Annotated in this window: 21 protein-coding genes, 1 tRNA gene and 1 pseudogene; 8 read left to right on the top strand and 15 right to left on the bottom strand. The window is 45.7% G+C overall.

Annotated features, from left to right (window positions below):
- Positions 1-115: 115 nt before the first annotated feature.
- The 5 genes from AB1L08_RS15740 to AB1L08_RS15720 all read right to left on the bottom strand — a co-directional run bounded on the left by AB1L08_RS15740 (position 116) and on the right by AB1L08_RS15720 (position 7398).
- On the bottom strand, positions 116-1441 hold the full coding sequence (locus tag AB1L08_RS15740) for a YjiH family protein (RefSeq protein WP_413065603.1): 1326 nt from the start codon (positions 1439-1441) through the stop codon (positions 116-118).
- 87 nt (positions 1442-1528) lie between these two features.
- Complete coding sequence (locus AB1L08_RS15735) at positions 1529-2506, bottom strand: agmatinase family protein (RefSeq protein WP_413065600.1); 978 nt, start codon at positions 2504-2506, stop codon at positions 1529-1531.
- A 3-nt stretch (positions 2507-2509) separates the two neighbouring features.
- Complete coding sequence (gene hutI, locus AB1L08_RS15730) at positions 2510-3766, bottom strand: imidazolonepropionase (RefSeq protein WP_413065599.1); 1257 nt, start codon at positions 3764-3766, stop codon at positions 2510-2512.
- A 342-nt stretch (positions 3767-4108) separates the two neighbouring features.
- Positions 4109-5779: a urocanate hydratase gene (hutU, locus tag AB1L08_RS15725; protein ID WP_413065598.1), complete on the bottom strand. Its 1671-nt coding sequence runs from the start codon at positions 5777-5779 to the stop codon at positions 4109-4111.
- 155 nt (positions 5780-5934) lie between these two features.
- Positions 5935-7398, bottom strand: a complete 1464-nt coding sequence (locus AB1L08_RS15720) for a helix-turn-helix domain-containing protein (protein WP_413065597.1) — start codon at positions 7396-7398, stop codon at positions 5935-5937.
- A 149-nt stretch (positions 7399-7547) separates the two neighbouring features.
- Here AB1L08_RS15720 and cypC point away from each other — a divergent pair, with 149 nt between their 5' ends.
- From cypC to AB1L08_RS15705, 3 genes are all read left to right on the top strand, one after another.
- Positions 7548-8834 (top strand): CYP152 family fatty-acid peroxygenase CypC, encoded by a 1287-nt coding sequence (cypC, locus tag AB1L08_RS15715; protein ID WP_413065596.1) that lies wholly within the window; start codon positions 7548-7550, stop codon positions 8832-8834.
- A 237-nt stretch (positions 8835-9071) separates the two neighbouring features.
- Entirely contained in the window at positions 9072-9755 is a 684-nt protein-coding gene (locus tag AB1L08_RS15710) for a DUF421 domain-containing protein (RefSeq protein ID WP_413065595.1), read from the top strand.
- Positions 9756-9773: 18 nt separating this feature from the next.
- Positions 9774-10889, top strand: a complete 1116-nt coding sequence (locus AB1L08_RS15705) for an NAD(P)/FAD-dependent oxidoreductase (RefSeq protein WP_413065594.1) — start codon at positions 9774-9776, stop codon at positions 10887-10889.
- A gap of 51 nt (positions 10890-10940) precedes the next feature.
- Here the strand turns inward: AB1L08_RS15705 and AB1L08_RS15700 are convergent, their stop codons facing one another.
- Positions 10941-11135 carry a hypothetical protein gene (locus tag AB1L08_RS15700; protein WP_413065593.1) on the bottom strand — a complete coding sequence of 65 codons (195 nt, stop codon included), beginning with the start codon at positions 11133-11135 and terminating at the stop codon, positions 10941-10943.
- Positions 11136-11557: 422 nt separating this feature from the next.
- Here AB1L08_RS15700 and AB1L08_RS15695 point away from each other — a divergent pair, with 422 nt between their 5' ends.
- Complete coding sequence (locus AB1L08_RS15695) at positions 11558-12550, top strand: zinc-binding dehydrogenase (protein ID WP_413065602.1); 993 nt, start codon at positions 11558-11560, stop codon at positions 12548-12550.
- 262 nt (positions 12551-12812) lie between these two features.
- On the opposite strand, the gene aspA is transcribed toward AB1L08_RS15695, so the two are convergent.
- From aspA to AB1L08_RS15670, 5 genes are all read right to left on the bottom strand, one after another.
- Positions 12813-14249 (bottom strand): aspartate ammonia-lyase, encoded by a 1437-nt coding sequence (aspA, locus tag AB1L08_RS15690; RefSeq protein WP_413065592.1) that lies wholly within the window; start codon positions 14247-14249, stop codon positions 12813-12815.
- 337 nt (positions 14250-14586) lie between these two features.
- Positions 14587-15927 (bottom strand): MATE family efflux transporter, encoded by a 1341-nt coding sequence (locus tag AB1L08_RS15685; protein ID WP_413065591.1) that lies wholly within the window; start codon positions 15925-15927, stop codon positions 14587-14589.
- A gap of 319 nt (positions 15928-16246) precedes the next feature.
- A complete protein-coding gene (locus tag AB1L08_RS15680; RefSeq protein WP_413065590.1) occupies positions 16247-17038 on the bottom strand; it encodes a carbon-nitrogen hydrolase family protein in 792 nt (263 codons plus the stop codon).
- A gap of 53 nt (positions 17039-17091) precedes the next feature.
- Positions 17092-17889: a carbon-nitrogen hydrolase family protein gene (locus AB1L08_RS15675; RefSeq protein WP_413065589.1), complete on the bottom strand. Its 798-nt coding sequence runs from the start codon at positions 17887-17889 to the stop codon at positions 17092-17094.
- Complete coding sequence (locus tag AB1L08_RS15670; RefSeq protein WP_413065601.1) at positions 17886-19139, bottom strand: sigma-54 interaction domain-containing protein; 1254 nt, start codon at positions 19137-19139, stop codon at positions 17886-17888. Before AB1L08_RS15670 ends, AB1L08_RS15675 begins: the two co-directional genes overlap by 4 nt.
- 258 nt (positions 19140-19397) lie before the next feature.
- On the opposite strand from AB1L08_RS15670, the gene AB1L08_RS15665 reads away from it, so the two are divergent.
- Positions 19398-20756 carry an APC family permease gene (locus AB1L08_RS15665; RefSeq protein ID WP_413065588.1) on the top strand — a complete coding sequence of 453 codons (1359 nt, stop codon included), beginning with the start codon at positions 19398-19400 and terminating at the stop codon, positions 20754-20756.
- A 68-nt stretch (positions 20757-20824) separates the two neighbouring features.
- On the opposite strand, the gene AB1L08_RS15660 is transcribed toward AB1L08_RS15665, so the two are convergent.
- On the bottom strand, positions 20825-21400 hold the full coding sequence (locus tag AB1L08_RS15660) for a superoxide dismutase family protein (RefSeq protein ID WP_413065587.1): 576 nt from the start codon (positions 21398-21400) through the stop codon (positions 20825-20827).
- A 180-nt stretch (positions 21401-21580) separates the two neighbouring features.
- On the opposite strand from AB1L08_RS15660, the gene AB1L08_RS15655 reads away from it, so the two are divergent.
- Entirely contained in the window at positions 21581-22426 is an 846-nt protein-coding gene (locus AB1L08_RS15655; RefSeq protein ID WP_413065586.1) for a lipoate--protein ligase family protein, read from the top strand.
- Positions 22413-23357 carry a lipoyl synthase gene (gene lipA / locus AB1L08_RS15650; protein ID WP_413065585.1) on the top strand — a complete coding sequence of 315 codons (945 nt, stop codon included), beginning with the start codon at positions 22413-22415 and terminating at the stop codon, positions 23355-23357. The genes AB1L08_RS15655 and lipA overlap by 14 nt, the downstream gene beginning before the upstream one ends.
- 65 nt (positions 23358-23422) lie before the next feature.
- Here lipA and AB1L08_RS15645 read toward each other — a convergent pair whose 3' ends face one another.
- Positions 23423-23986: a GNAT family N-acetyltransferase gene (locus tag AB1L08_RS15645; protein WP_413065584.1), complete on the bottom strand. Its 564-nt coding sequence runs from the start codon at positions 23984-23986 to the stop codon at positions 23423-23425.
- 324 nt (positions 23987-24310) lie between these two features.
- On the opposite strand from AB1L08_RS15645, the gene AB1L08_RS15640 reads away from it, so the two are divergent.
- A tRNA-Pro gene (locus AB1L08_RS15640) sits at positions 24311-24384 on the top strand.
- Between the two features lie 724 nt (positions 24385-25108).
- Here the strand turns inward: AB1L08_RS15640 and AB1L08_RS15635 are convergent.
- Together AB1L08_RS15635 and AB1L08_RS15630 are read right to left on the bottom strand one after the other, a co-directional pair.
- Positions 25109-25603 (bottom strand): annotated as a pseudogene (locus tag AB1L08_RS15635) (aminotransferase class I/II-fold pyridoxal phosphate-dependent enzyme); the annotation flags it as partial.
- Positions 25604-25699: 96 nt separating this feature from the next.
- Positions 25700-26578 (bottom strand): ISL3 family transposase (locus tag AB1L08_RS15630; protein WP_413065583.1); only part of this gene is annotated, 879 nt, incomplete at its 5' end.

Below are 26578 nucleotides of genomic sequence, written 5' to 3'. Positions count from 1 at the left end.
TGGAGAACCCTAAAAGTGTGAAAGTGCTTTCAAAAATAAAGGGCGAAAATATCTGCCCACAAATGGTTGACACAGACAAAACAGGGGTATATCCCCTGTGAAATAAGACTTTATTTTATAATATTAAATACGCTATCGGCGTAACAATCAAGATCGTCAGAATCACCCGCTCCACCCAAACAATGATTAAGTGAGGGATCGTTAGTGGTATTTCGGTTGCCACGATGCACGGAACTACAGCAGAGAAAAAGATGATCCCGGAAATGGAAATGACGGCGATAACGAACTTGACGATGAGCGCCGCATCAGTAACCAACAATGCAGGCAGGAACATTTCAGCAATGCCCAGGGATGCCGCTTTTGCTGCGAGCATTGGTTCCGGAAGTTGAACGAGCAGCGTAAATGGATAAAAAATGTAACCGAGCCAATCGAATAAAGGTGTATATTCAGCCAGCACAAGGCCCAACAACCCAATTGATAAAATTGAAGGCAAGATGGCCATGGCCATTAGGACTCCGTCCTTCAGGTTAATCCAAATATTTTCAATCAATTTTGGCGATGAATTGACTGTAGCTTTTGCCTCTTTCCAGGCAGCAGCAAAGCGGTTCTCGCTAATTTCCGCTTCCGGCTGGGGTGTCGCATCCTCATAATATTCATCTTTTATTTTGGATAGTGGCCAAATTCTGGATGTTATGGCTGTAACGGCAAATGTTACGATAAATGTAACCCAGAAAAACGTAAGCCACATGTCCATCAGGTCCAACGTTTTTGCTACGATGACCATAAAAGTTGCAGAAACAGTTGAAAACCCTGTAGCAATGATGGCTGCTTCTTTGGCAGTATATTTTCCTTCTTTATAAATTCGGTTCGTAATCAAAAGCCCTAGGGAGTAGCTTCCGACAAAGGAGGCCACCGCATCGATTGCAGATCTACCGGGGGTTTTCCAGACGGGTCTCATGATCGGCTGCATGAGTACGCCTACATATTCAAGCAGGCCGTATCCAACGAGCAAAGCAAGAAACACAGCTCCAATGGGAACGAGCAGTCCAACGGGAACGACCAGTTTTTCAAACAGGAACGGTCCCATAGCAGGATTGAACAGCCATGCCGGGCCGAAATTGAAAACGAGCATCAGTCCGACCAAAAGCCCAATTGCTTTGAAGATTGAAAAAATAATATCGACAGTGGATTTTTTCCAAGATCCAGAGATGAACGGATACAAAGCCCCTGCAGCAATAATCACCAGTCCATAGTACGGTGTTAACGCTCCGGCATTTTCCTGAATGAAAGAAACAATATGATCCAGCATGATTGAGTTGCGCTCGCCAATGGTAACAGGAACAAAAAACATGAAGGCACCAATAAAACTGTAAACGAAAAACTTCCACATCTGAGCGCTGGAATCCGCTTTCATCATTGTGGTTTCTTTCTCTTCTCTCATGGCATCCATCGAGCATTCCTCCTTTTGTTTTTTTATTTCCACTTTTTAAGTGAGCACCGCCGGAAAAACCGGCAGTGCAGACTTCTGTCATGAACCCTGTTCCATCATCACCCTCCCCGTCACAAATTGCATCCAGGCGTAAACACCGGTTTTTACCGTTTCAGCGACTGCAGAGTCTTTTGTCGGGTCAAGGCAGACAAAATCAATGTAACGTACCTGCTCTCGCTTGCCAATTTCAATTAACGAGTCAAACAGTTCAGCAGCTGTCATGCCGCCCGGGGTTGAGGCGGGGACGCCCGGAGCGTGCGTGATATCCAGCACATCCATATCCACCGTTACGTAGATACGGTCCACTTTTTCAGATAATCTGTCCAGTGCTTCGTTGACAGCAGCGGGGAAGCCTTTTTCCCTCGCTTGTTTCAAAGTTACCATGTTGATCCCATGTTCTTTCGCATAGTCAATCAGGGGACGTGCATTAAAATAGCCGTGCAGTCCAATATTGAAGACGTTCTCCCCTTTGACAGCGCCGCCGTCAATGAGCTGGCGGATGGGGGTGCCGTTGGCCGGGCCGAGTTCGGCGGGATCGCGGACGTCCAAGTGGGTATCGAGCTGCAGGATGCCGATTGTTTTTTCGGGAAAAGCCTGCTTGATCCCGCGAACGGCGCAGGCAGTTGTAGAGTGGTCTCCGCCGATCATGCAGAGGGTGACATCGGCATACTGTCCGGAAAGATACGCAGCGCTTGCCTCGATTCTTTTATGTGATTCCAATATATTGGTTGTATGCATCGCGACATCTCCGGCGTCTGCGACATGAAATGCCGAGAGATCTATATCTTCATCCAAATTGTAGGTGGCAAAGCTTTTCCACATCTTCCTGAATTCGTCCGGATAATGGGAAGCCCCCGACACACTGATCGAGGAGCGCGAAATCGGAGCCCCATAAATGATCAGGTCGGGATCCCCCGGCCCTTCCCCAAGCGGACGCACCCATTGGTGAATAAAATAAGGTCCGCTCTCAGCCGGATTCCAGAACCAATCGGGTTTTCTAAGCCAATTTTCTCCCATCTGTTACACCACCCGGATTCCTTTTTTCCAAACGGATTTGACGTGGTTGACGCCGAAAAAGTATTGGAGTTTTTGATAGTTTTCAATATCCCACATGACGACGTCCGCCTGTTTGCCTGCCTCCAATGAGCCGACTTGGTCCTGGCGGCTGATGGCGCAGGCAGCGTTGTATGTTGCGGCCGTCAACGCTTCGGCGGGCGTCATGCGCATTAAGATGCAGGCCAGGTTCATGACGAGCGGCATCGATGTCGTTGGCGATGAGCCCGGGTTGCAGTCGGTGGAGATCGCAACCGGGACGCCTTCATCGACCATTTTGCGGCCGTTAGCGGCCTGTTCCCGCAAGTACAGTGCTGTGGCCGGCAGCAGGCAGGCGGTCACGCCGGCTTTTGCCATCGCTTTGATTCCATCATCGGATGCTTTCAGCAAATGTTCCGCTGAAATCGCACCGACCTTGGCAGCGAGTTCTGCCCCGCCGTACGGTTCGATTTCATCAGCGTGAATTTTCGGTATAAGCCCGTATTCCTTTCCTGCTTCCAATATCCGTTCGGACTGCTCAGGGGTAAAAACGCCTTTTTCACAAAAAACATCATTAAACTCGGCAAGTTTTTCATCAGCGACCGCAGGCAGCATTTCTTTGATCAAATGATCCACAAATTCGTCTTCGCGGCCTTTATACTCCGGCGGAACGGCGTGGGCGCCCATAAACGTGGGGACGATATCGATCGCATGCCCTTCCTGCAGCTTTTGCATGACGCGGAGCTGCTTCAGTTCGGTTTCCACGCTCATGCCGTATCCGCTTTTTCCCTCGACGGTTGTCACGCCGTGGGCGAGAAATGAATCGAGCCGCCATGTGGTTTGTTCAATCAGCTCCTCTTCGCTTGCTTCCCGTGTCATGCGGGTAGTCGCATGGATGCCGCCGCCTGCGTTCATGATTTCCATATAGGTGGCGCCTTCCAGCCGCATTTCAAATTCGCGCTCGCGGCTTCCGCCGTACACCACATGGGTGTGCGGATCCACCAGACCAGGGGTAACGAGGCGGCCGGAAGCATCCACTGCATCCGCTTCTTTTTCCCGCTCTCCGTACTTCTTTTCAAGCTCGGCCGTTGTTCCAACCGCCTTGATCACGCCGTCTTCCAGCCACAAGCTGCCGTCTTCAATGATGCCAAGTTCGGACATCTGTTCTTTCACGCGCGGACCCTTGGTATCCAACGCCAGCGTTGCCAGCTGTGAAGCGTGTTTGATCCATACCGGTTTTGCCACTCTATCATCCTCCCAAAATTGCTATTCAAACGATTTGCTGTCCTTTTTCTTCCGTCAGCTGAACATCATTCCTAACGATGAATACATCACTGATACCCTTGGGCAAAAGATCTCAGTTTCCGATAAACGGGGCTTACCCGTGGATAACCGGGATTTACCCGTGGATAACTGACCTTTACCCGTGGATAACCGGAATTTACCCGCGGATAACTGACCTTTACCCGCGGATAGCCGAGATTTACCCGCGGATAGCCGACCTTTATCCGTGGATAACCACTTTTACCCGCGGATTAGCAGCCCATTATCCGTGCGAATCCTGTATCCTGCAGGCCGCAAAAGCCATTACGCTTGCTCTTTGAGCATCGGAATGCGGACGCCTTTTTCCCGGGCAGTTTTTTCCGCCAATTCGTATCCGGCATCCACATGCCTGACGATCCCCATGCCGGGATCCGTCGTCAGCACCCGCTCAAGCCGCGCTTCCGCTTCTTTCGTTCCGTCGGCAACAATCACCATTCCGGCATGCAGAGAGTAGCCCATGCCGACTCCGCCGCCGTGGTGGACGGATACCCAGGTGGCTCCTCCTACCGCATTGATGAGCGCATTTAAAATTGGCCAGTCCGCCACGACATCCGAACCGTCTTTCATCGCTTCAGTTTCCCGATTCGGCGAGGCGACGGAACCGGAATCCAAGTGGTCGCGGCCGATGACGATCGGCGCTTTCAGCTCGCCGCTTGCTACCATATCATTAATGATTTTTCCAAAGCGGGCGCGCTCTCCATAACCGAGCCAGCAAATGCGCGACGGAAGCCCCTGGAACTGAATTTTTTCCTGTGCCATTTTAATCCAGTTGCATAAATGCTTATTGTCGCTGAATTCGCGCAAAATCACTTCATCTGTCTTATAGATGTCCTCCGGATCACCAGATAATGCCGCCCAGCGGAAAGGTCCCTTTCCTTCACAAAATTGCGGGCGGATGTAGGCAGGGACGAAGCCCGGAAAATCGAATGCATTTTCCACTCCTTCATCTTTTGCGACTTGGCGGATATTGTTGCCGTAATCGAACGTAACGGCGCCTTTATTCATCATCTCGAGCATCGCCCTTACGTGTTGTGCCATGGACGCTTTTGAGCGCTTCACATATTCATCCGGATCCGTTTTTCGAAGCTCGGCTGCCTCATCCAGCGAAATGCCCGCAGGAATATACCCGTTTAACGGATCATGGGCAGATGTTTGGTCCGTCAGTACATCCGGAATAAAACCGCGCTTGATCATTTCAGGCAACAGTTCCGCCGCATTCCCCAACAGCCCGATCGAGAGGGCTTTTCCTTCGTGTTTCGCTGCTTTTGCGAGTGTGAGGGCTTCGTCGAGAGATGTTGCCTTTACATCTGCATAACGGGTTTCAATTCTCCGGTCGATTCGTTGTTCATCGACTTCAATCGCGATGCAAACTCCTCCATTCATTGTGACCGCCAGCGGCTGGGCGCCTCCCATTCCGCCGAGCCCCGCCGTTAAGGTGATCGTACCTTTCAACGAACCGTTAAAATGCTGTTTGGCGAGTTCTGCAAACGTTTCGTAAGTTCCTTGTACGATTCCTTGGGAGCCGATATAAATCCAGCTGCCGGCCGTCATTTGGCCGTACATCATCAGCCCTTTTTTGTCGAGCTCATGGAACGTATCCCAATTGGCGTAGGCCGGAACGATGTTGGAGTTTGCGATCAGGACGCGCGGTGCATTTTCATGTGAACGAAAAATCGCGACCGGCTTTCCGGATTGAACAAGCAAGGTTTCATCGTTTTCCAATTCTTTTAATGATTTTACGATCGCGTCAAAACAATCCCAGTTGCGGGCGGCCTTCCCGATTCCTCCGTATACGACGAGTTCGTCAGGATTTTCCGCCACATCCGGATCCAAATTATTCATAAGCATGCGAAGAGCCGCTTCTTGAAGCCACCCTTTCGTATTTAACTCTGTCCCCCGATAACGGACGGCCCGTTCATTTGTAATCGGTTTCAAACTGACCAGCCTCCTTTTCTATCAATATTGTACAATCGAATTTCACCATACCGACTTATAATCTGATGATATTTTTATAATATTTTTCGTATATTTTCTTTTATACGCATTTATTTATAATTGATTTCAGTTAAAAGCGGCCTATTCTGTCAAGTTTATTGACCAAGGCCCATCCGATACTCTGTGGGTGTCTTTTTTTCCATCTGCTTAAATTTTGCATTAAAATAAGTCCGGTGCTGATAACCGACCAAACGGGCGATTTCATCGAGCGGCAAATCTGTCTCTTTTAAAAGCCGTTTTGCTTCGCGAATTTTTATTTCATGTAATGTTTCACGGAATGTTTTTCCCGATTCTGCCGCAAAACGCCGGCTCAATGTGCTTTTATGAATCCGGAGCGTGTCGGCACAAGCCTCCAAATTCCACTGCGGATCCCAATAATTGGACTCCATCAGGCTTTTTACTTTTTCAACGAGCGTCTTGGAACCGGCATCAATGCGCCCAATCTGTTCTGTCAGCAACCGAATCGTAAATGATAAAAAATTTTGGATGATCCGATAAACGACAGGCTCCTGAATAATTTGCCGGAACACTTCGTGGTAGGCTCTTTCCCAATCGGGATGCTGGATCTGTTGTGATTTCATGTAGCGGCGAATTTGCGCAAGCACGCTCGTAATCCGGATTCGGACCATTTCCGGAGGCGGATAAGGTTTTTTGTATTCGAGAAACTCGTGCTCCATCCATTCGCGGATTGCCTGGATATCCCGCTTTTGAAGCATCTCGATCCATTGTCTTTGTTCCAGGGGCGTTAAAAAAGGATCCATTGGCGACCAGTGAATTTGCTCCGCTTTGGCCAATATGATGTCATAGCCTTCAAAAAAGATCATTTCGGTTAACTGTTTTGTACGTTCATACATTTCTTTTAACGATACGTTTTGCCAGTGTGTATTCATAATCATGGCAACCGGTTCACCCTGTTCTTCTTGCCATTTTTCAAAAAAGGCAAGGTATTCCTCCCGGCAACGATCCCCTTCTGCGACATCTCCCACACATAAAATAAATTGCGAGAAAGCAAAAATTTGTTTTTTTCCTGAAAAGGGGAATTGCTGCAACCGGGAATAAACGGCAGGAAGTTTGTTTGAATCCTGCGCCAGCAGCGCGGTCATGAAAAGCGGCTCCTTTATTTTTTGATCTCCGAGGAAGAAGTCCGAATAATCAATAGGCAACTTCGCAGGCGTTTCCCCAGGACTTAACCTTCTTTTTTCATTCCTGATTTCAAAACGCAACCGCTGGATGGATTTCATCAGCTCATCCGGAGCGATTGGCCGAAACAGGACATCCTCTGCACGGAAACGCAGTCCCCTGTATGCCGTTTGAAAAATACGTTCGGAAGAAATTCCGAGCCAGCGGACAGATTGAAGCCATCTTCCAAGCGAATCGTCATTTTGCGCCCATTTATCCATGTCAATGATATAAAGGTCCGGTTTTTCCCGCGCGAACGCTTCGAGCATTTTTTCCACAGCATCAAAAGCAACCAGCCTAACGCCTGTTGCATGTGATTCGACAAGCCATCTTATTCCTTTTGCTTCCAGCTCATCTGTTGTAAAAAGATGAATGATCATTCGTCCCACCACCTTTCTTTATTATAACAAAAGGACCTGACCGGCTTTTGACAAGGAATAAATCATCCCGTTTTACAAATGCTAAAAATGGCGTTAATCGTGAAGTGAACAGGGTATATACAGACTAATGCAAAAAGGAGCGATGATGTATGAGGTCAGCCGTCCAGCAAGCCGGAACAGCAGCAGGAAAAATTCCGCGGGAAAAAGGACTGGATCAAAGCCTTGCCTTGCTGCGGGAAGGATACGAGTTTATTCCCAATAGATGCCGGCAATTTCAGTCCGACATTTTCGAAACCCGTTTAATGGGACAGAAAGTGATTTGCATGAGTGGAGAAGAAGCGGCGAGAATGTTTTACAACCCACGGCTTTTTCAGCGAAAAGGAGCGGCTCCGAAGCGGATTCAGAAAACGCTCTTTGGAGAAAACGGGATTCAGACGATGGACGGCGCCGCCCATGAACACCGCAAGCAGCTGTTCATGTCGCTCATGACACCGGAGCGGATCAGCATGTTAAAAGAATTGGCCCAACAACATTTTAATATTGCCGGTAAAAACTGGGAAGAAAAAAAAGAAATTATTTTTTTTGATGAAATCCAACAATTATTATGCCGGGTTGCGTGCGAGTGGTCCGGAGTTCCGCTTAAAGAAGCCGAGGCGGGAAAAAGGGCGGATGATTTTGGCAAGTTGGTAGATGCTTTTGGTGCAGTTGGCCCCAGGCATTGGCAGGGAAGACTGGCACGGAACCGGGCCGAAAAGTGGATCAGGGAAGTGATTGAGGACGTTCGTTCCGGTAAAGTCAATACTCCTGAAGGTACGGCACTGCATGCCATGGCCACATATCGCGATCCGCAAGGAAAGCCGCTCGGAACACAAATGGCGGCCGTTGAGCTGATCAACATTTTAAGGCCTATTGTTGCCATCGCCACATATTTGACTTTTTGCGCATTGGCACTTTACAAATTTCCGGAATCACGCGAAAAAATTCAGTCCGGAAATGAAGAAGATGTGCACATGTTTGTCCAGGAGGTTCGCCGTTACTACCCGTTTGGGCCGTTTCTCGGGGCAAGGGTTCGCAATGGTTTTCAATGGAATGGAGTTCCCTTTAAAAAGGGGCAGCTCGTCCTGCTTGATGTGTATGGAACGAACCATGATCCAAGGCTATGGGATAACCCATTTTCATTTTGGCCCGAACGGTTTCGCAACTGGGAAGGCGGGCTGTTTGACCTCATTCCCCAAGGCGGGGGCGATCCGTATAAGGGACATCGGTGCGCCGGGGAACTGGTTACGATTGAAGTGATGAAGGCAGGTTTGACTTTTTTAACAAAGCAATTGGAATATGATGTGCCGGAAACGCAAAATGTAGCTGTCAGCTTAACAAGGATGCCGACTTTGCCGGAAAGCCGGTTGATCATAAATCATATTAAATTAAAGTCTTAGCAACATTTGGACCCGTTTGGATTCGGGTCCCTTTAATTTTTTGGCCCATTTCTTTCTGGAAGTCAAACCGCCCTTTTTGACTGCGGTCAGCCAGGTGAAATGGTAGCTGTTTCAATTTTCACAAGCGGGCTATTGTTATATACAGACTGGTCTTGATGTCAGCCAATCATTCATTCCATGCTTAACATGTCTGTTTCAGTGGTAATAGTTAGTAAGCATTTATGGGTGGTTGGAGGAATGGCCATGTTATATTTGGATACAGTCATGAAATTGGCGTTGGGGCTCGGGGCCTTGCTGATCGTTACCCGGGTACTCGGGAAAAAAGAAATGGGGCAATTTACACCATTTGATTTCATTTACGCCCTTGTACTTGGGGCATTGCTTGAAGAGAGCCTGTACGATGAAAAAGTTTCTCTTTGGCAAATGCTTTTTGGCGTTGCCGTTTGGGGTGTGTTAATTTATATAGTGGAAGTCATTGTGGCGAAAAACAGCCACTTAAGAAAGTTTTTAAAAGGGACGACAGCCAGGATTATCAAAGACGGAGAATTGAACTTGGAAAAAATGAAAAAGAACCATCTGGAGATGGAGACTTTGCGCACGATGCTGCGGCAACAGGGCATTTTTTCATTAAAAGAAGTCCGGGACCTATACCTTGAACCGAGCGGTACGATCAGTGTAAAAAAACATCCTTCAGCCGAGCCGCCGACCGCGGAAAAGCTGCAGCTTGAGATCGATGACGAGGCCCCATCGATCCTGTTGATCGACGAGGGCCGGATTGAAGAGGATATGGTTGAGTTGATCGGGAAATCCAAAAACTGGCTTTTAAAGGAGCTTGAAAAGGAGGGCTATCCCGACATCGGCCGGATCGTATATGCGGAATGGTCCAAAACCGAAGGTTTTTATGTAAAGACATATGATTAAGAAAAAAGGATTGAAACCATGAACAGCTTTATCGTAATTGGCGCCGGGATACTCGGAGCTTCCACTGCTTATCATTTGGCCAAAAACGGAGCGGACGTGACAGTCATCGACCGAAAGGATAAAGGCCAGGCAACGGATGCAGCTGCCGGCATTGTATGCCCGTGGCTGTCCCAACGCCGCAACAAGGCTTGGTATTCACTGGCCAAAGGGGGCGCCGCTTTTTACCCGAAATTCATTTCCGGCCTTGAAAAGGAAGGCGAAACCGACACAGGCTACGCCAGGGTGGGGGCGATCAGCGTTCGCCCTGAACAAAAAACGCTGTACGAAATTGAAAAAACCGCCTTGAAACGGCGGGAAGACGCACCTGAAATGGGGGATATTCAGGTTTTGGGCCCCGAAGAAACCCGAAGGCTGTTTCCGCCTCTTGCCGAAGGATACGGTGCAGTGTATGCAAGCGGTGCGGCACGCGTGAACGGCCGGAAGCTGCGTGATGCCCTTCTCCGGTCCGCCGGAAGACATGGCGCCCGCATCATTTTTGCGGATGCGGAATTTATGCTCAATGGCCCCAAAGTTTACGGGGTGAAAACAGAAGAGGATTCATTTGCCGCGGATACATATATTGTAACAGCCGGCGCATGGGCAAAAGAACTTCTGAAAACACTCGGAATCGATTTTCGGGTCAAAGATTTAAAAGCACAAATCATCCATATGAAGCTTCCGAATGAAGATACAGACATGTGGCCGGTCGTGATTCCGCCCGGAAATCAATATATTGTCCCGTTTGAAAATGGCAGAGTGGTGGCGGGTGCAACGTACGAGAATTTTACGAATTTTGATTTGCGTGTTACGGCGGGCGGGATTCATGAAATTTTGGAAAAAGCACTTCATATCGCTCCCGGCCTTTCCGAGAGCGCGATCCTTGAAACGAGGGTTGGATTCCGGCCCTATACGCCCGGTTCTCTCCCGGTGATTGGTGAACTGCCTTCCCATCGGAACGTATTGGTCGGAAATGGGCTTGGTGCGACCGGGCTCACAGCAGGACCCTTTTTGGGATCAGTCCTGGCCAAATTGGCACTGGGAGAACAGCCCGGTATTGATATCGGACTTTATGACATTGCAGGGGCTATTGAATAGTCGAATTACCAATCCCCAAAAGGGATGCCTCCTTCCAAAGCATCCCTTTTTTTACCAAAATAGCCCAATCAGCACTATAGCCCCCAATATAAAACTGCCAATTTGCGAAATGACCTGCGGCGTAAGAACTGGCTTTGGGGTAAAATACTTGATATCCTCAATGTCTTTTTCCAATTTTTTTATTTTTGCGTTTAATGCTTTGATCTCCTTGATCAGCTGCACATTTGTGTCCTCTTGGTCAGTCATGGGTTATAATCCCCCTTTCGTTTTTAGCCATTACTTTTGTCATGAGAGGCATTTACGCAATGGTTTTCCATATATACGGAACAAATAGAAATGTTGTTTCATATTTTTTTGCCGCCAAGTTGATTTCCTGGCCGATCTTACTTTGAAGACCGTGTGCTTGACATTTTATGGTCCTTCTCGTTATGCCGATCCATCATCCAAGCGAACAATTTGCCGATTTTTCCCCGCCTATTCATCCTTCTCCCCTTTAAAAAGCACCTTGTTCTTTCCTTTAGTAAAGCCCTTATTGCTCCCAAGTGTCAAGACTAAAAAACCTGACAGCTTTTGTAATCATTAAAAAGTACTAGAAACATCCGCAATTGTTCCGTATGATAGAATAGGAGATAAATCGAATGAATTATTGTACAAATGGAGGGATGACGTTGAAAGCGATTGTTCATGAAGGAAAACCAGGGATGAATGGCCTTTCACTCCGTGATATGGAAGAAATACAGCCAAGTGCCGGGGAAGTGAGAGTTAAACTAAAAACGGCAGGGATGAATCACCGTGATCTGTTTGTACTCCATCGCCATAAACCGGCTGATCCACCGCTCATCGTTGGATCTGATGGAGCCGGCATCGTAGACGCAGTGGGCGAAGGTGTTACAAACGTAGAAGTTGGAGATGAAGTTATCATCAATCCGGGATTGGGATGGGAAAAAAATAGTGATGCACCGCCTCCGGGTTTTGAAATCGTTGGATTGCCGTTCCATGGCACTTTTGCCGAATACATAGTCGTTCCGGCGGAAAACGCCGTTTTAAAGCCAAAATTTTTAATTTGGGAAGAAGCGGGCGTTCTGTCATTGGCTGCCCTGACCGCTTACCGTGCCCTTTTTACAAGAGGAAAAGTCACCCCTCAAACAACATTGCTCCTTCCGGGAGTAGGAAGCGGGGTTATTACCTTTATTTTACAATTTGCCAAAGCGGTCGGCGCCACTGTCTATGTGACATCACGGTCCGAAGAAAAACGCAGGCAGGCCATCGCCCTTGGAGCCGATAAAGCCATTGACAGCAATGATGATTGGAACGAAGCCTTGGAAGGGGAAAAAGTAGATCTTGTCATCGAATCGGTCGGAGCCGCTACATTCAACAAGTCGATTGCCCAGCTTCATCCCGGCGGCACAATCGTCACATTCGGCGCGTCGGCCGGCGATGAAATAAAATTGGATCTCCGAAACTTCTTCTACGGCCAATTCAATTTGCTCGGATCTACGATGGGAAGCGCGGAAGAGTTTCAAGAAATGCTCCATTTCATTGAAAAACATCGAATTAAACCTGTCATTGACCAAATTTTTCCGTTAAGCAAATACGAAGAAGCCTTCCAGCGTTTGGAGGACGCCGAACAATTCGGCAAGATTGGCTTTTTAATAGATTGAAAGGGGCTGTCCGAAAAGTCGATTTTTCGACTTTTGGACGCCCCTTTTCCTATTCAAAAATGTTGATATAACAGCATTCTTGATTTTTTAATTTTATGGATTTGTCCTTAGACAGCCCCTCTCTTCGGATCATAAACTTTGTTCCGCGGATGATCAAAATTAAATACCGGATCACAAAAACATGTCCGCGGGATTTGGACCGCGGATAAATATAGACGAATTCGGCCGGTTTTTTCAACACGTTATGCCCGTTAAAGCAACTTTATCGGTTTTTATTTTTTAATAAAGCGGCACCCGCAATGCCCGGGTTGGTCATTTCGTGGGCATCGAGGATCCGGTCAAGCTCGCTTTCGGTCAAAACACCCAGCTCGCGGCACAGTTCCCTGACAGAGCGTCCCGTGTCTATCGCTTCCTTGGCAATGGCCGCGGCTGCTTCGTAGCCAATATGCGGGTTGACAGCGGTAATGATGCCGACGCTTGATTCAACAGAGTTTCTCATTCTGTCTTCATTTGCTTCTATACCGGAGACACAATATTTTGTAAACACCTTGAATCCATTCGTCATGACGGTAATCGATTCAAGCAAGTTATACACAAGGACTGGTCCCATGACATTCAATTCGAATTGCCCCGCTTCGGAAGCAAGACCCACCGTTTGGTCGTTTCCGATTACTTGGAAAGCAATTTGATTAATCAGTTCAGCCATAACCGGATTGACTTTTCCCGGCATGATGGACGAGCCCGGCTGCCGTGCCGGCAATCGGATTTCTGCAAGGCCCGTCAGCGGTCCGGACGCCATCAAACGAAGATCGTTTGCAATTTTGGACATGTTGATCATGCAAATTTTCAAGGCGGAAGATACTTCCGTATACGCATCCGTATTTTGGGTTGCATCCACCAAATTGTCTGCCGCCACCATCGGCAATCCGGAAATATCGCGTAAGTGGCTTACCGCCAATTCAATATAGCGCGGATCTGCATTTAACCCGGTCCCGACAGCCGTTGCGCCGAGATTAACTTCAAACAGGTTTTCGCGCGTTGTCCTGATTCTTTTCATATCTCTTTCTATGACACGGCTATAGGCGCCAAACTCCTGGCCGAGACGGATGGGAACAGCATCTTGCAGGTGCGTTCTTCCCATTTTGACCATATGGTCGAATTCTTTTTGTTTTTTTGTAAAAACTTCTTTCATCTCATCGATTGTTAATAATAATTCATCTAATACACGCAATACGGCGATATGTATGGCAGTCGGAACCGAATCATTCGTTGATTGGGACATGTTGACATGTGAATTCGGGCTGATGCCGGAGTACTCGCCCCTTTTTTTCCCGAGTATTTCAAGCGCGCGGTTGGCGATCACTTCATTGGCGTTCATGTTCATCGACGTACCTGCCCCGCCCTGGATCGGATCGACAATGAATTGGTCGTGGAGCTTTCCGGCAATGATTTCTTCGGCTGCTTGCACTATCGCTTTTCCCAACGGAAAAGCAAGCAAATTCACTTCCATATTTGCAAGTGCGGACGCCTTTTTGACAATGGCAAGTGCCTTGATTAATTCCGGATGCAGCTTATTGCGGGTGATCGGAAAATTTTCCACCGCCCGCAACGTTTGAATTCCGTAATAAGCATCAGCCGGGACTTCTTTTGAGCCCAAAAAGTCCGACTCGACTCTCACATCTGATACCAAAGTTCCCATTTTTTGTCCTCCAATAATATATTCCTGAACAAAACGCTGCCCGGATCATCATTTGATCCGGGCTAAAATGATCTGATAGTTTTATCTTACAATGTAACGATCTTTTTGGAAATAGAAAGTGACAGAAATAAATCATACTAATATAAAATGATGGGAAATGAGCGGACATTCCCAGTTGGCTGCCCAAAATTGGCTCCCGGGAATTCACAAATCAGAAAATACTCGCCACTAATTTGTATTTACTCTCCAAATTTAGAAAATAGGATCAACTTTTCAAGAATACGATCATTTTTCCCGAAATACGATCAACTTTTCAAAAATGCGGTTTTTCTGGAGACTATTTTTTACTTTGGAAAAGTTCCCGTTCCCGCCATTTTCCGAACTTGTAATATCCGAATGCCAACACGCTGCTGATGACGAAGCTCGTACCGATTCCATAGCCGATTCCTTTTTCTCCCAAAAAATTGGCAAATAGAAATGTGAGCGGGTACCGCAGCACCCAAAAGGAAATAATGTTCAGGACAAGCACTTGAAACATTGCTCCCGAAGCCCGGACAACGCCGTTCCAGACAAAGTTAAATCCGAGGAAAGGATAGAAGAATGCGACGATCTTCACATACTCGGTTCCGAACGCAACCGCCCCGGCATCCTGTATAAACATGCGGATGCCCCAACGGGCAAACATAAAAATAAGCAAAGCCGCCACAAGCATCGCACCCAAGTTCAAAAATGTGGCGTATACGGTAATTTGTCTGACCCTCTCCCACTTTTTCACCGCAATATTCTGGCCCGCCATGCTATTGACGGCGGTACCAAGCGCATGGGCCGGAAGCATGATGATGCTGTCAAGCCGCTGGGCCGCACCAAATCCGGCCACGACATCCCCGCCAAATTGGGTGACAACGCTCATAATCGCAGCCATGCCCGCAGATATGACGGTCATTTGCAATCCAGCGGGAATCCCCTGGCGCAAAATGAGCGAGGCTTCTTCCTTCTTCGGCAGCTTCGGGAGGGAGAACGGGATCATTTTGCGGGAAATGCCGACACCCAAACCATAGGCAAAAGCGGCTCCCTGTGCAACAATCGTGGCCACAGCCGCTCCTTCAATCCCCCAATTAAAAACATACATGAACAAAGGGTCGAGAACCGCATTTAAAATGACCGCCATCATGACAAACCGGAGCGGCGTCTTGCTGTTTCCGAGCGCCCGAAACACCGTACCGATAAAATTATAGCCGAACAAAAAAAGAATCCCGAGAAAGTTGATCCGCAAATAGCTGACCGCCTCATCCAGCATCGCCGCCGGGGTTCCCAAAAACAGTAAAATGTTTTTGGCAAACACGAACCCCATCACGCCGAGAATAAGGGACATCCCTCCCAAAATGACAACAAATGCATTTACGAAACTGCGCAGCCTTTGCTGATCATCTTGCCCTTTTAATTGGGATAGTATCGTCAAGGTGGCATTATTGACACCAATAATAAAGGATAATACCGTAAAAATAACCGTGCTCGAAAGAGCGACAGATCCAAGAGCATCCGCCCCAAGCAGGTTCCCCACCCACAAGCTGTCAATAAATTGATAGGAAACTTGCAGCAGATTCGTCAGCAGAATCGGAAACGCGAAAACGAACAGCTGCTTCCCAATCGGCCCGGCTGTAAAGTCTTGCTGCTTCATGAAGGATTTCCTTTCACTTTTTATTAATTCATTATATATGCTTTATTAGGCGGAAACACTTTTTCGGCTTTTAAGAGGCAGAATGGTAAGTAAAACTCCAATTAGGCGGGAGTTTAGGGTCAGTTAGGGCTAAGATCCAGCGGTTATTGCCGCCCCGGGGCAACCGGGCTTTTATTGGCCGTTGATCCGTTTTCTTTACGTTTTATGCAAGTACCTTACTCCCTGTTCATGTGGCAACGTTTCGGATTTCATCAAATTTTCATGGCTGATATGTTCCCTCTATATACAAATCCCCGCCAAATTGACGGGGAAGCGCTCTTTATTGTGTAAGAATATTGTATAACTCTTTTCGCCTGTTTTGTGTATAACTCATTTTAGGATCTAAGGTTTGCTTAATGGGCAATTCAACTGTTTTCACGCCTTCATCTTCGTTCATGGCTGCCAATACTTTCCCGGTCGCATCCATCACCATGCTGTCCCCGCAAAAATGGAGATTCCCCTCGACCCCAAGCCTGTTGCAAATAATCACCGGGATTTCATTTTCCATTGACCGGCTGCGGACATAAAGGTGATGATGTTCTTGATATGGATGCATATTGGCATTGACGATCACAATAAAGTCGGCGCCTTTGAGCTTTAACGCCCGGGCAATTTCCGGAAATTCCACATCAAAACAAATCATCATCCCCACTTTTCCCAAAGGAGAATCAATCACTTTCAAATCAGATCCGGGGGTAAAGTATTTTTTTTCCTCATCAAACAAGTGGGTTTTTCTATAAATACCCAATACTTTTCCATTATGATCGATTAAAGCAGAAGAAATATAATAGTTGTCCTCCTCATCTTTTTCGGGGAAGCTTATGACAGTGTAAATCCCGTGTTTACGGCATAATGTCTTTATTTCATCCAAACTGGGACCATCTTCTGATTCGGCCATTTCATGTAAATTCTCTCCAATCGAATAACCTGTTAAAAACAACTCGGGAAAGACAACAAGATGAGACCTTTCTTTTTCGGCCTTTTCCATCGATTCGGAGATCAATTCTAAATTGTGTTGTTTATCGCCCAGTTTTGGTATTAATTGAGCGATTGTCACTTTTATTCTATCCATCAATACCCCTCCCGCATTCTAAAAGATGCAAATTCCATGCCATCTTTTTTTGCTTAATACATATCTTCTGAACGATACACGGAAGTTCTTCGATTCCCCAAATAATCAAGCATCTTTTCTTCCGGGATCGTTTCCTCGATATTTAATGTAATAATAGGGAGCTCTTCATTATTCTTCCCTTTATAGATGGCCTGCCCGTTGGGATGTACAACCTGGCTTTCGCCAAAAAAAACATTTTCATTATCGAGCCCAACCATATTGGCGAGCGCCGTGAAAATATGATTTTCCAACGCGCGGGCTTTGATAAAAATGTCTTGAAAACCTTGGTAAGGCACCATATTAGCTGCTAATACAAGCAAGAGACGGGCTCCTTTTAATGCCATAATTCTGGCTGGTTCCGGAAATTCCATATCGTAGGTAATTAAAAGTCCTGTTTTTCCTTCAGGCAAATGCACAATCGGGAATTCATCCCCCGCCGTAAACCAATCCTTTTCTTTATGGTAAAGATGGACCTTTCGGTACTTTCCGATCATCTCTCCATTTTTTCCTATCAATATGGCCGAATTATATAAACGGTCCCCATCCTTCTCGGGAAAACCAACAACAGCCCCGATCCTGTAGCGTTTGGCTCTCTCGCGAATACTATTAATGCTTGGACCTTCAACAGTTTCTGCCAATTGGACCAGCCTTTCATCAATGACATAGCCGGTTAAAAACAATTCAGGAAACAGAACATAATCTGCGCCTTTTCGGCTGGCTTCTTCCAAACTTTGTAAAATTCTGAGCAAGTTCAATTCCTTGTTACCCAACTCACATCTCAGCTGCGCCAATGCGATATTGATCTCCCTCATCTTGATGATCTCTCCTCTTCCCGATATTGCTTTATTTTCTTGGCTATCGTTGACTGATCCACTTGTAAAACTTTAGCTGCCTTATACGTAGTACCATACAAATCATATGCTCGAAGTATCAAACTTTTTTCAAACTCCTTTTTTGCCTCTTTTAACGGCGGCAACTGCCCGTCATCATCAAAAATCTGAGCGCTTGCAGCAGCCGGCTCCCCCGGATGGATTGGCTCTTTAAGGCCGGTGACGACCATTCTTTCAATGGTATTTTCAAGTTCTCTAATATTGCCCGGCCAGGAGTTCATCAAAAGCTGCTCCTTTATCTCTTTTGTAAGCGTAAAATCGCGTCCGTACTTTTCATTAAAGGCCTGTACAAATTGTTCAGCTAAAGAAATCACTTCTTCTTTTCGCTCTCTCAATGGCGGGACCGTAATTGGAACCACATGCAGGCGATAATAGAGATCTTCACGAAACTTTTTTTCCATGACCATTTTTTGAAGATCTTTGTTTGTCGCCGCAATAATCCTTATATCCACTTTTATATTTTTTGTCCCCCCCACTTTGCGAAAAGTGTGCTCCTGCAGTACTTCAAGCAATTTGGATTGTACCGAAAAGGGAAGTTCGGCAATTTCATCTAAAAAAAGGATGCCTCCGTCAGCCATCTCCATGAGTCCCTTTTTCCCCTTGGCGCGCCCACCTGTAAAAGCACCAGATTCGTAGCCGAACAGCTCCGATTCAATGAGACTTTCTGGAAGAGCGCCGCAATTGACCGGTATAAAAGGCTTATTAGACCTTGAGCTGATTTGGTGAATATAACGCGCAAGCCATGTCTTTCCAACTCCTGTTTCACCCAATAATAAAACGGTTGAATCGACGTGGGAAATTCGCTGCAAAATATTAATGATTTTTTTCATTTGCTTGGAATGAAACGGAATGTCGTTGACTTCAACAGGAAGAGATTCCATTCCTTCAGTCAAAGAAAGGTTTTGATCCAACCTGCTGATAAGGAGCAAATGATGTTCAGAATTAATTTGATCCGGAATATTTACGAGGTAGAAAATGATAAAGTCGCCGGTCAACAGGCTGGTGATATGAATGCCCTTATTGAGGGAAGGCGGTGTCTGTAATACTTGCTTCCATGGAATATCGTATATATGAAGACCTCTTTTGATTTCGAAAGAAGAGGTGCCGAAAATTTCCTCCGCTTCCCCCTGGCATTCAACAATTTTATAGTGCAGATCAACAAAAATAGACATATATTTCAACAGGCTCACCTCAAAATAATGAAAACTATCATCAAAAATGATATTTTTCATTATATAACAATTTTTATTTAATGAAAAGCTCATTAGAAACGCTAAAAAGCGTTCATTTTGAGGCAAATGATGATTTTTTTCATCTTTTTATATATTTTACCATACTCATATGCTGTTTTATCCGGTAAAATTAAAATGTTGGTACGATAATTGCATAAAACAAAGGTGCTACATTTTTTAATAGGAAGGAAGAAAAAGATGGAACAACAGCAGAGTACTCAAACTCTTAGCCGTACGTTGACGCTTGCACCAATTGTTTTATTTGGTCTTGCTTATATGACCCCGATGATTGTATTTGGCATTTACGGGGTTCTTGCTGAAGAAACACATGGCGTGGTCGCTACAGCATATGTAGTTGCATTAATCGCTATGTTATTCACTGCCTACAGCTATGGGCAAATGGTCAGAGCTTACCCTGTTTCCGGATCCGCTTACACGTTTACCCGGAAATCGATTAATCCACATCTAGGATTTATGGTTGGCTGGTCCGTCTTATTGGACTACGTATTCTTGCCGATGGTTATTTGGCTGATTGGAAGCGTTTATTTAAATGCTGCTTTCCCAAGTGTTCCAGTTTGGGTTTGGATTTTGACATTTATTTTCATTACAACAGCCATCAACGTGATTGGGATCCGGGTAACAACCAATATCAATTTGATTATGATGCTATTTCAATTTCTTGTGATCGGTCTCTTTATTATTCTTTCTGTTGCAAGTGTGTTAAATGAAAATAGTATGGGATCACTGTTTACAGCTACGCCATTTTTTAACGGGGACATGTCATTGCCTCTTATTCTTGCGGGCGCTTCCATTGCGTGTTATTCATTTTTAGGTTTTGATGCAGTAACCACCCTGTCAGAAGAAACCATCGACCCGGAAAAAACATTGCCAAAAGCCATTTTCCTCATTGCATTGTTGGGAGGCGCCATTTTCGTAACAGCTTCTTATTTTATTTATTTGGTTTTTCCGGATCATACTCAATTTGTTGATTCGGATTCTGCCGGGCTTGAAATTGCACGCTTTGTCGGAGGCAACTTATTTAGCGCCCTCTTCCTCGCCGGTATGATTACAGCCCAGTTCGCATCCGGATTATCAGCCCAAGCGAGTGCGGCTCGTTTGCTGTTTGCGATGGGAAGAGACAATGTGCTGCCTAAAAAATTATTTGGTGCACTGCACCCTCGTTTCCGGACACCGATTATCAATATTTTTGTCGTAGCGATTATCGGCCTGCTTGCATTGTTCATGGATGTATCTACTTCTACATCATTCATCAATTTTGGAGCTTTCATTACGTTTACTTTCGTTAACGCTTCCGTGATTGGCCATTATTTTGTGAAGAAAAACAAACGGCAAGGCAAGGAGCTCGTCCTGTATTTATTGCTGCCGCTGATTGGAACAGGATTAAATATTTGGTTGTTCTTTAATCTGGACATACATGCCTTAACACTTGGCACCATTTGGGCAGTCATCGGATTGATTTACTTGCTCTTTTTAACAAAAGCCTTCAAACAAGAACCGCCTGAAATGACATTTGAGGATCCGGAGGGCACATCTTGATGAGGAATTAACATTTCACCCATAAAAAATAAGCCCTTCACTTTTGTGTTGAAGGGCTTTTATGACCATTAATTTCCTTCTCTTACTATTTCCCCGCAAATAATCCGGTTTCCCGCATTGCCCGCCGGGTCGGTTTTGTAGTCGTCTGCCTTTTCGTGGATGACGAGAGCGCTGCCGTCTCCATCAAGAATGGAATTTGGCTGCCCGGTTTTTAATGTCACGTCGGCTGATTTTAATACGACATCAACTTTTCCGTTGACCGGGACCTCTATATTTACCAAGTCTCCGGCATGGTAGCCTTTTGGATTGTGAAATCCATGCTCTTTATTGAACGGGTTAAAATGGGCTCCGGCCGATTTAAAGTCCGGCGGCACGCATTTTCCTGTTTCATGAATATGAATGGCTTTTTTTCCGGGCTCCAGCCCTTGTGCCATGACGCGGATCGCCACGCCTTTATCCGTTTCAACAAGTTCCGCTTCTCCCGTCTTCTCCCCTTTTCGGTTGATCAATGGAATATTGATCGGGGATTTGCTGCTCGTCGGTACTGCTTCTTCCTTTTCATCCAGTGTATTATGGCCGCCTCCTTTGCAGGCCCCCAAAATAAAGACTACTGCAAGTATCATCAATAAAAGGATTTTTTTCATGGCTTTGTACCTCCATCTGTAAAAGGTTTTTAGCATCATTAACGAAATCTTTCCCATTTATACTTTTTCCTGACATCTTGCCGGTTCGTGAAGCTTTACTTATAAACCTACTTTCGTTAAGATAAAGGCAATATTTGAGACTTTTCGCTTCGTAAGCGTTTAACCTTGGGAGTTGATAAAATGAACGATACTTGGGGATTGTTAAGCTCCGGCTTTAACGATGCTGCGGTTAACATGGCGATGGATGAGGCACTGCTCAATTGGCACAGTGAAGGCCAAATTCCTCCCGTTCTCCGTTTTTACGGCTGGTCGAAGCCAACGCTTTCTGTCGGCCACTTTCAAAGAGTGGAAAGGGCCATTGACATGGAAGGGGTCAGGCGCCACGGCTGTGAGTTTGTCCGCCGGCAAACAGGCGGCAGCGCGGTTTTGCATGATGACGAGCTGACTTACAGCGTCGTTGTCTCCGAAAAGAAAGATTATATCCCTACCTCTATTCGTGAGGCATACTTCGAATTATCCAAAGGAATTATGGCGGGTTTCCGCAATTTGGGTATTAATGCGGAATATTCCATTCCGAAAGAACGGTTTCGCGACCGTACGGCTGTATGTTTCGAAAGACCTTCCGACTATGAAATGTTAGTGGAGGGGAAAAAAATTTCGGGACATGCACAAACACGAAAAAAAGGCGTACTTCTCCAGCACGGATCCATCCCGCTTACGATGAACAAACAATTGTTGTTTGATCTTTTTCAATTTCCCGATGAGGAAACACGGGCTGCCAAACGCGAAGCTTTTTCGGCAAAGGCCATCACCATTCATGAAGCATTGGGTAAAAATGTGACATATGAAGATGCCGAAGAGGCATTTCGGAAAGGTTTTGAAACGGGGCTCGGTTTAACATTTGTTCCAATTGAACTTTCAGATGAACAATGGGAAGAAGTGCATGAATTGGCTGATGCAAAATATCGCTCTGACGATTGGAATTTACATTTTAGAAAGAAGGTGCCGGCCAATGGCAAAGAGTGAGGAATACATAAGGAAGCCGGATTGGCTTAAAATCAAAATCAACACAAATGAATCATATACCGGATTGAAAAAATTGATGCGGGAAAAAAGCCTGAATACCGTTTGTGAAGAAGCCCGCTGCCCGAACATTCATGAATGCTGGAGCGAAAGAAAAACCGCCACATTCATGATTTTGGGCGACACTTGTACGAGAGGATGCCGCTTCTGTGCGGTTAAAACAGGCTTGCCGACAGAGCTTGACTGGGATGAGCCGGCACGTGTTGCGGAATCGGTAAAAATCATGGGACTTCAGCACGTAGTCGTTACGGCGGTCGCCCGGGACGATTTAAAAGACGGGGGCGCAGCCGTTTTCGCCGAAACGGTTCGCAAAATCAGGGAAGGGAACCCGGGTTGTACGATTGAAATACTGCCATCCGATATGAAAGGCGATTACGAGAGCTTAAGGACATTAATGTCAAGTGCCCCGGACATTTTTAACCATAACATTGAAACGGTACGGCGCTTGACCCGCCGCGTCCGCGCCCGGGCGATGTATGACCGCTCCCTTCAATTATTAAAGCGTGTAAAAGAAATTGCACCGAACACGCCAACGAAATCGAGCATGATGGTCGGGCTCGGCGAAACGAAAGAAGAAATCCTCGAAACGATGGACGACCTGCTCGCCCATGATGTGGATATTATGACAATCGGCCAGTATTTGCAGCCGACAAAAAAACATTTGAAAGTGGAACGCTACTACCATCCTGATGAGTTTGCAGAACTGAAGGAAATCGCCTTGTCAAAAGGGTTCAGCCATTGCGAATCTGGCCCGCTCGTCCGCTCTTCTTACCATGCTGACGAGCAAGTCAACGCTGCTTCCGCCCAGCGGCGCATTAAATACATGAAGGGTTATGAAGAGCAGGAACAAAAAGAAGTGGACTTTACCTTTTAATCAAACAATTGATTAAGAGTCAATGCCATACAAAAAGGCGCGCGCCTCGAACGAGGCCGTGCCTTTTAAATTTGTACTGGTTCTTTTTTGGCAAGCCATTCTTTTTTCAGCATCCCATAAACGATATGGTCGACAAATTTATCGTACAGCCACTCCGCCTCGCGGATGCGCCCCTCATTTTTAAACCCGAGTTTTTCCGGGATGGCCCTGCTTTTTTCGTTTTCTGCAGCTGCCCTGATTTCCACCCGATTTAGATTCAATTGGGTAAAAGCAAAATCCGTCAGCTCCCTGACAACCCTTGTCATGATCCCTTTCCCTGTATACTGGTTGCCAAGCCAATATCCAATGGCAGCATGTTTGTTTGGCCAATCAAACTCATTAAAGCCTGCCACCCCGACAACTTCGTCTTTAAACACGACAACCATATTCATGCTTTTATATTCATCATAACTTTTCAGGCTTTCTTTGATAAAATCTTCCGTATCCATTACAGAACGAGTGTCGTCCACCCATGGGACCCATTTTCTCAAATGCACCCTTGAATCACTCGTCAACTGAAACAACCTTTGGGCGTCATTCACATCCACTAATTTTAAATAAATGTCCTTATCGACGATATGTACAAACAAGCTGCGTCACTTCCTGATCCTTTTTATCATTAAAATATTATGATATTAAATAAAACGAAATAAATCCAGAAAAATATGTGTATTCTTGAAACAGAAGGATCGGATACTCCCTTTTGGGGGGAGCTATGATGTCATTTGTGCCCTTGAGGGCACGCAATGTAACGCTTTTCCGGAGCTTTTACCCGCGTCATTTATGGACTTTTTTTTCGATTTTTCCATCGTTTTGTTTCTTAAAAAGAACGGCACAGCCCCATTGAAAAAGAATTTGTGCACATATCATTGTTTTTTACGTCTATTTTTCGTATAATGAGATTGTCGTTTTTTCGGGATGTAGCTCAGCTTGGTAGAGCACTAGCATGGGGTGCTAGGAGTCGCAGGTTCAAATCCTGTCATCCCGATATAACAGAGAAGCGTCTAATCCTTTCATATCAAAGGGCTAGGCGCTTTTTATATTGGTACAGTTTAGATTACTTTCGATTGATACAGAGGTTTTGGGGTTTATTTTTTTGTGACGTAATCAATCGTAAGTCTTCTTAATGTTACAAACTCTCAACTTGAGCACTTAAGTGGCTGAAAAAAAAGAGAATGACTTAATGTCACTCCCTCAACCTTCTGAATTTATAATATTTCAGTGCCATCAGAGAAAAAAAACTAAAAGCATTATAATATTTAGAAAAACAAACCTGTAACTCTTTCCAAGAATTGCAAAAACCACTCCAACACCAGCAATAAAAAACGTCAAAAGCCACAACGGGCTAGCTGCGCTAAAAACTAGATTTGAAATCCAAATGACAATACATAAGACAAAACAAGTTAAAGATATTCTTTTAAATTTTTTACGATACAAATTATCACCAACATTTATTCATTTTCACTTGTGCTACAAAATATACCTTGAAAGATTTAGCACCTTATTTTTAAAGTAATTTTATGTTATTATAATTCGACGAATTCTAACTATCAAGCATGCATTACTCATTATTTAACCGCTTTCTCCAATAGTTCAACCCTCTCCCAAACGAGATCCAGAGGAATCAAGCCGATTAAATTCTAAACCCAAAGCGTTTGGCCAATCTTGCGAGACCTCCCAAAAATACTGTTTGCAGGAATCACGATTGCAGCTTACCAATGGCTGCCTCGTTCCGTTTCCTCCACGATGGCTTTAACCCCCTCCTCTATTTGCTCCAACTTGACCCTTGCGATACTGACTCGCAAAAACTTCTCTTGGTCCAAGTAATGGGATAAATAAAACCTTTTTCCGGATTCAACGATGATGTTCCTTTTCGCAAGACGTTTCACCAACCGTTCTACATTCACTGTATGAGGCAGCTTAAATTGCGTGTAGACGCCTGCCTGTACCTCTGGTATTTCAATCAACCCCGCTTGGTTATACCGAAATCCAGCCTGCTGTAACAATCGGATCCTCGCGGCATATTGACCGGAGATTTTCCGCTTGTGACGCTCATACATCCCGTTTTTGATGTACACTTCGAGTGCCGCCTGTGATAAAAGGGAGGTGTTGTAACTCTTGTACGCTTGAAAGCTTCCCATCAATCGTTGCGGCAACACAGCCGCCCCCAATCGCAGACCCGGAAAAATAATCTTGGAAAAGCTTTTTGGTTCAGTAAAATAACGTGGGGTAGTTGACAAAATTCGACTCTAACAAAGTCCGTGTTCCCTATAGTGCCTTGGAATGTCGAATAGTGCATCAGGCTAATTTTTTTGCAGCCTGTCTTGGTGCTTGCGCCATCCATTCAATGCTGTTTGCTGTTCTTTCGCAAACATTCGCGCTCTTAGGGAAAGCGCGGAATAGCCAAATCCCTGTTTATTCATGGCTCGAAGCTGATTGTTCTTTCCTTCTGTTTTTGCATTGGAGATTCTGCATATAAAGCGGTTCATAATTTCCGGAAGCCAGTTCCAGATTGTATTTAGCAATTTTTCAAAAGGTTCCAAAGAGGAGTTCAAGACTTCCTCCTCCCAGTCAACGAGCAGGGACAATGCCTCTTCAAAATCGTGGCATCGATATAAATTACGTAAATTTTGATGAAGGGATATAGCCTGTGCCAGCTCAGGGATGATCTGTTGCCATTTTTCCAAACGCTTTTGTTCTTCTTCTGTAAGATCTTCAAGGGCTTTAGTGAACAGTTCCTTATCCTGTTTCAAAGTTGCTGACTGCTCCTTGCTCAACTTCGACTGGGCCTGTTTTCGAACCTCTTCCAATGCTTTGGTGGATGCTTGGATCACGTGGAAAGCATCAATGACAATCAAAACGTGTGGCAGGGCCGTTTCAATAGCCATTTTATAAGGTCTCCACATATCAATCGCAATTCCGATGATCCGTTCCGGATTGGGTGCTTGCTTCAGGAGCTCAACCACGTTATCCTTTTTCCTGTTTTCATGTATGCAGACAAGTTCTGGTCTCCATGGCACGGACACGTCATAGACAACCAGCCGATAACTGCCTTTTCCCTTAGCCAGGCTGATTTCATCAATGCCGAGATAAACAGGAGCTGTTCCTTCCTTGAAGCCATCCATGCCGTTTTCACGGAAATGGTTACGTGCATGAACTTTCACGTTTTGTCCGCTGCGTCC

This window comes from Siminovitchia jepli (assembly GCF_047228825.1).
Classification (GTDB): domain Bacteria; phylum Bacillota; class Bacilli; order Bacillales; family Bacillaceae_C; genus Siminovitchia.
This window is presented reverse-complemented; position numbering and strand designations above follow the sequence as displayed.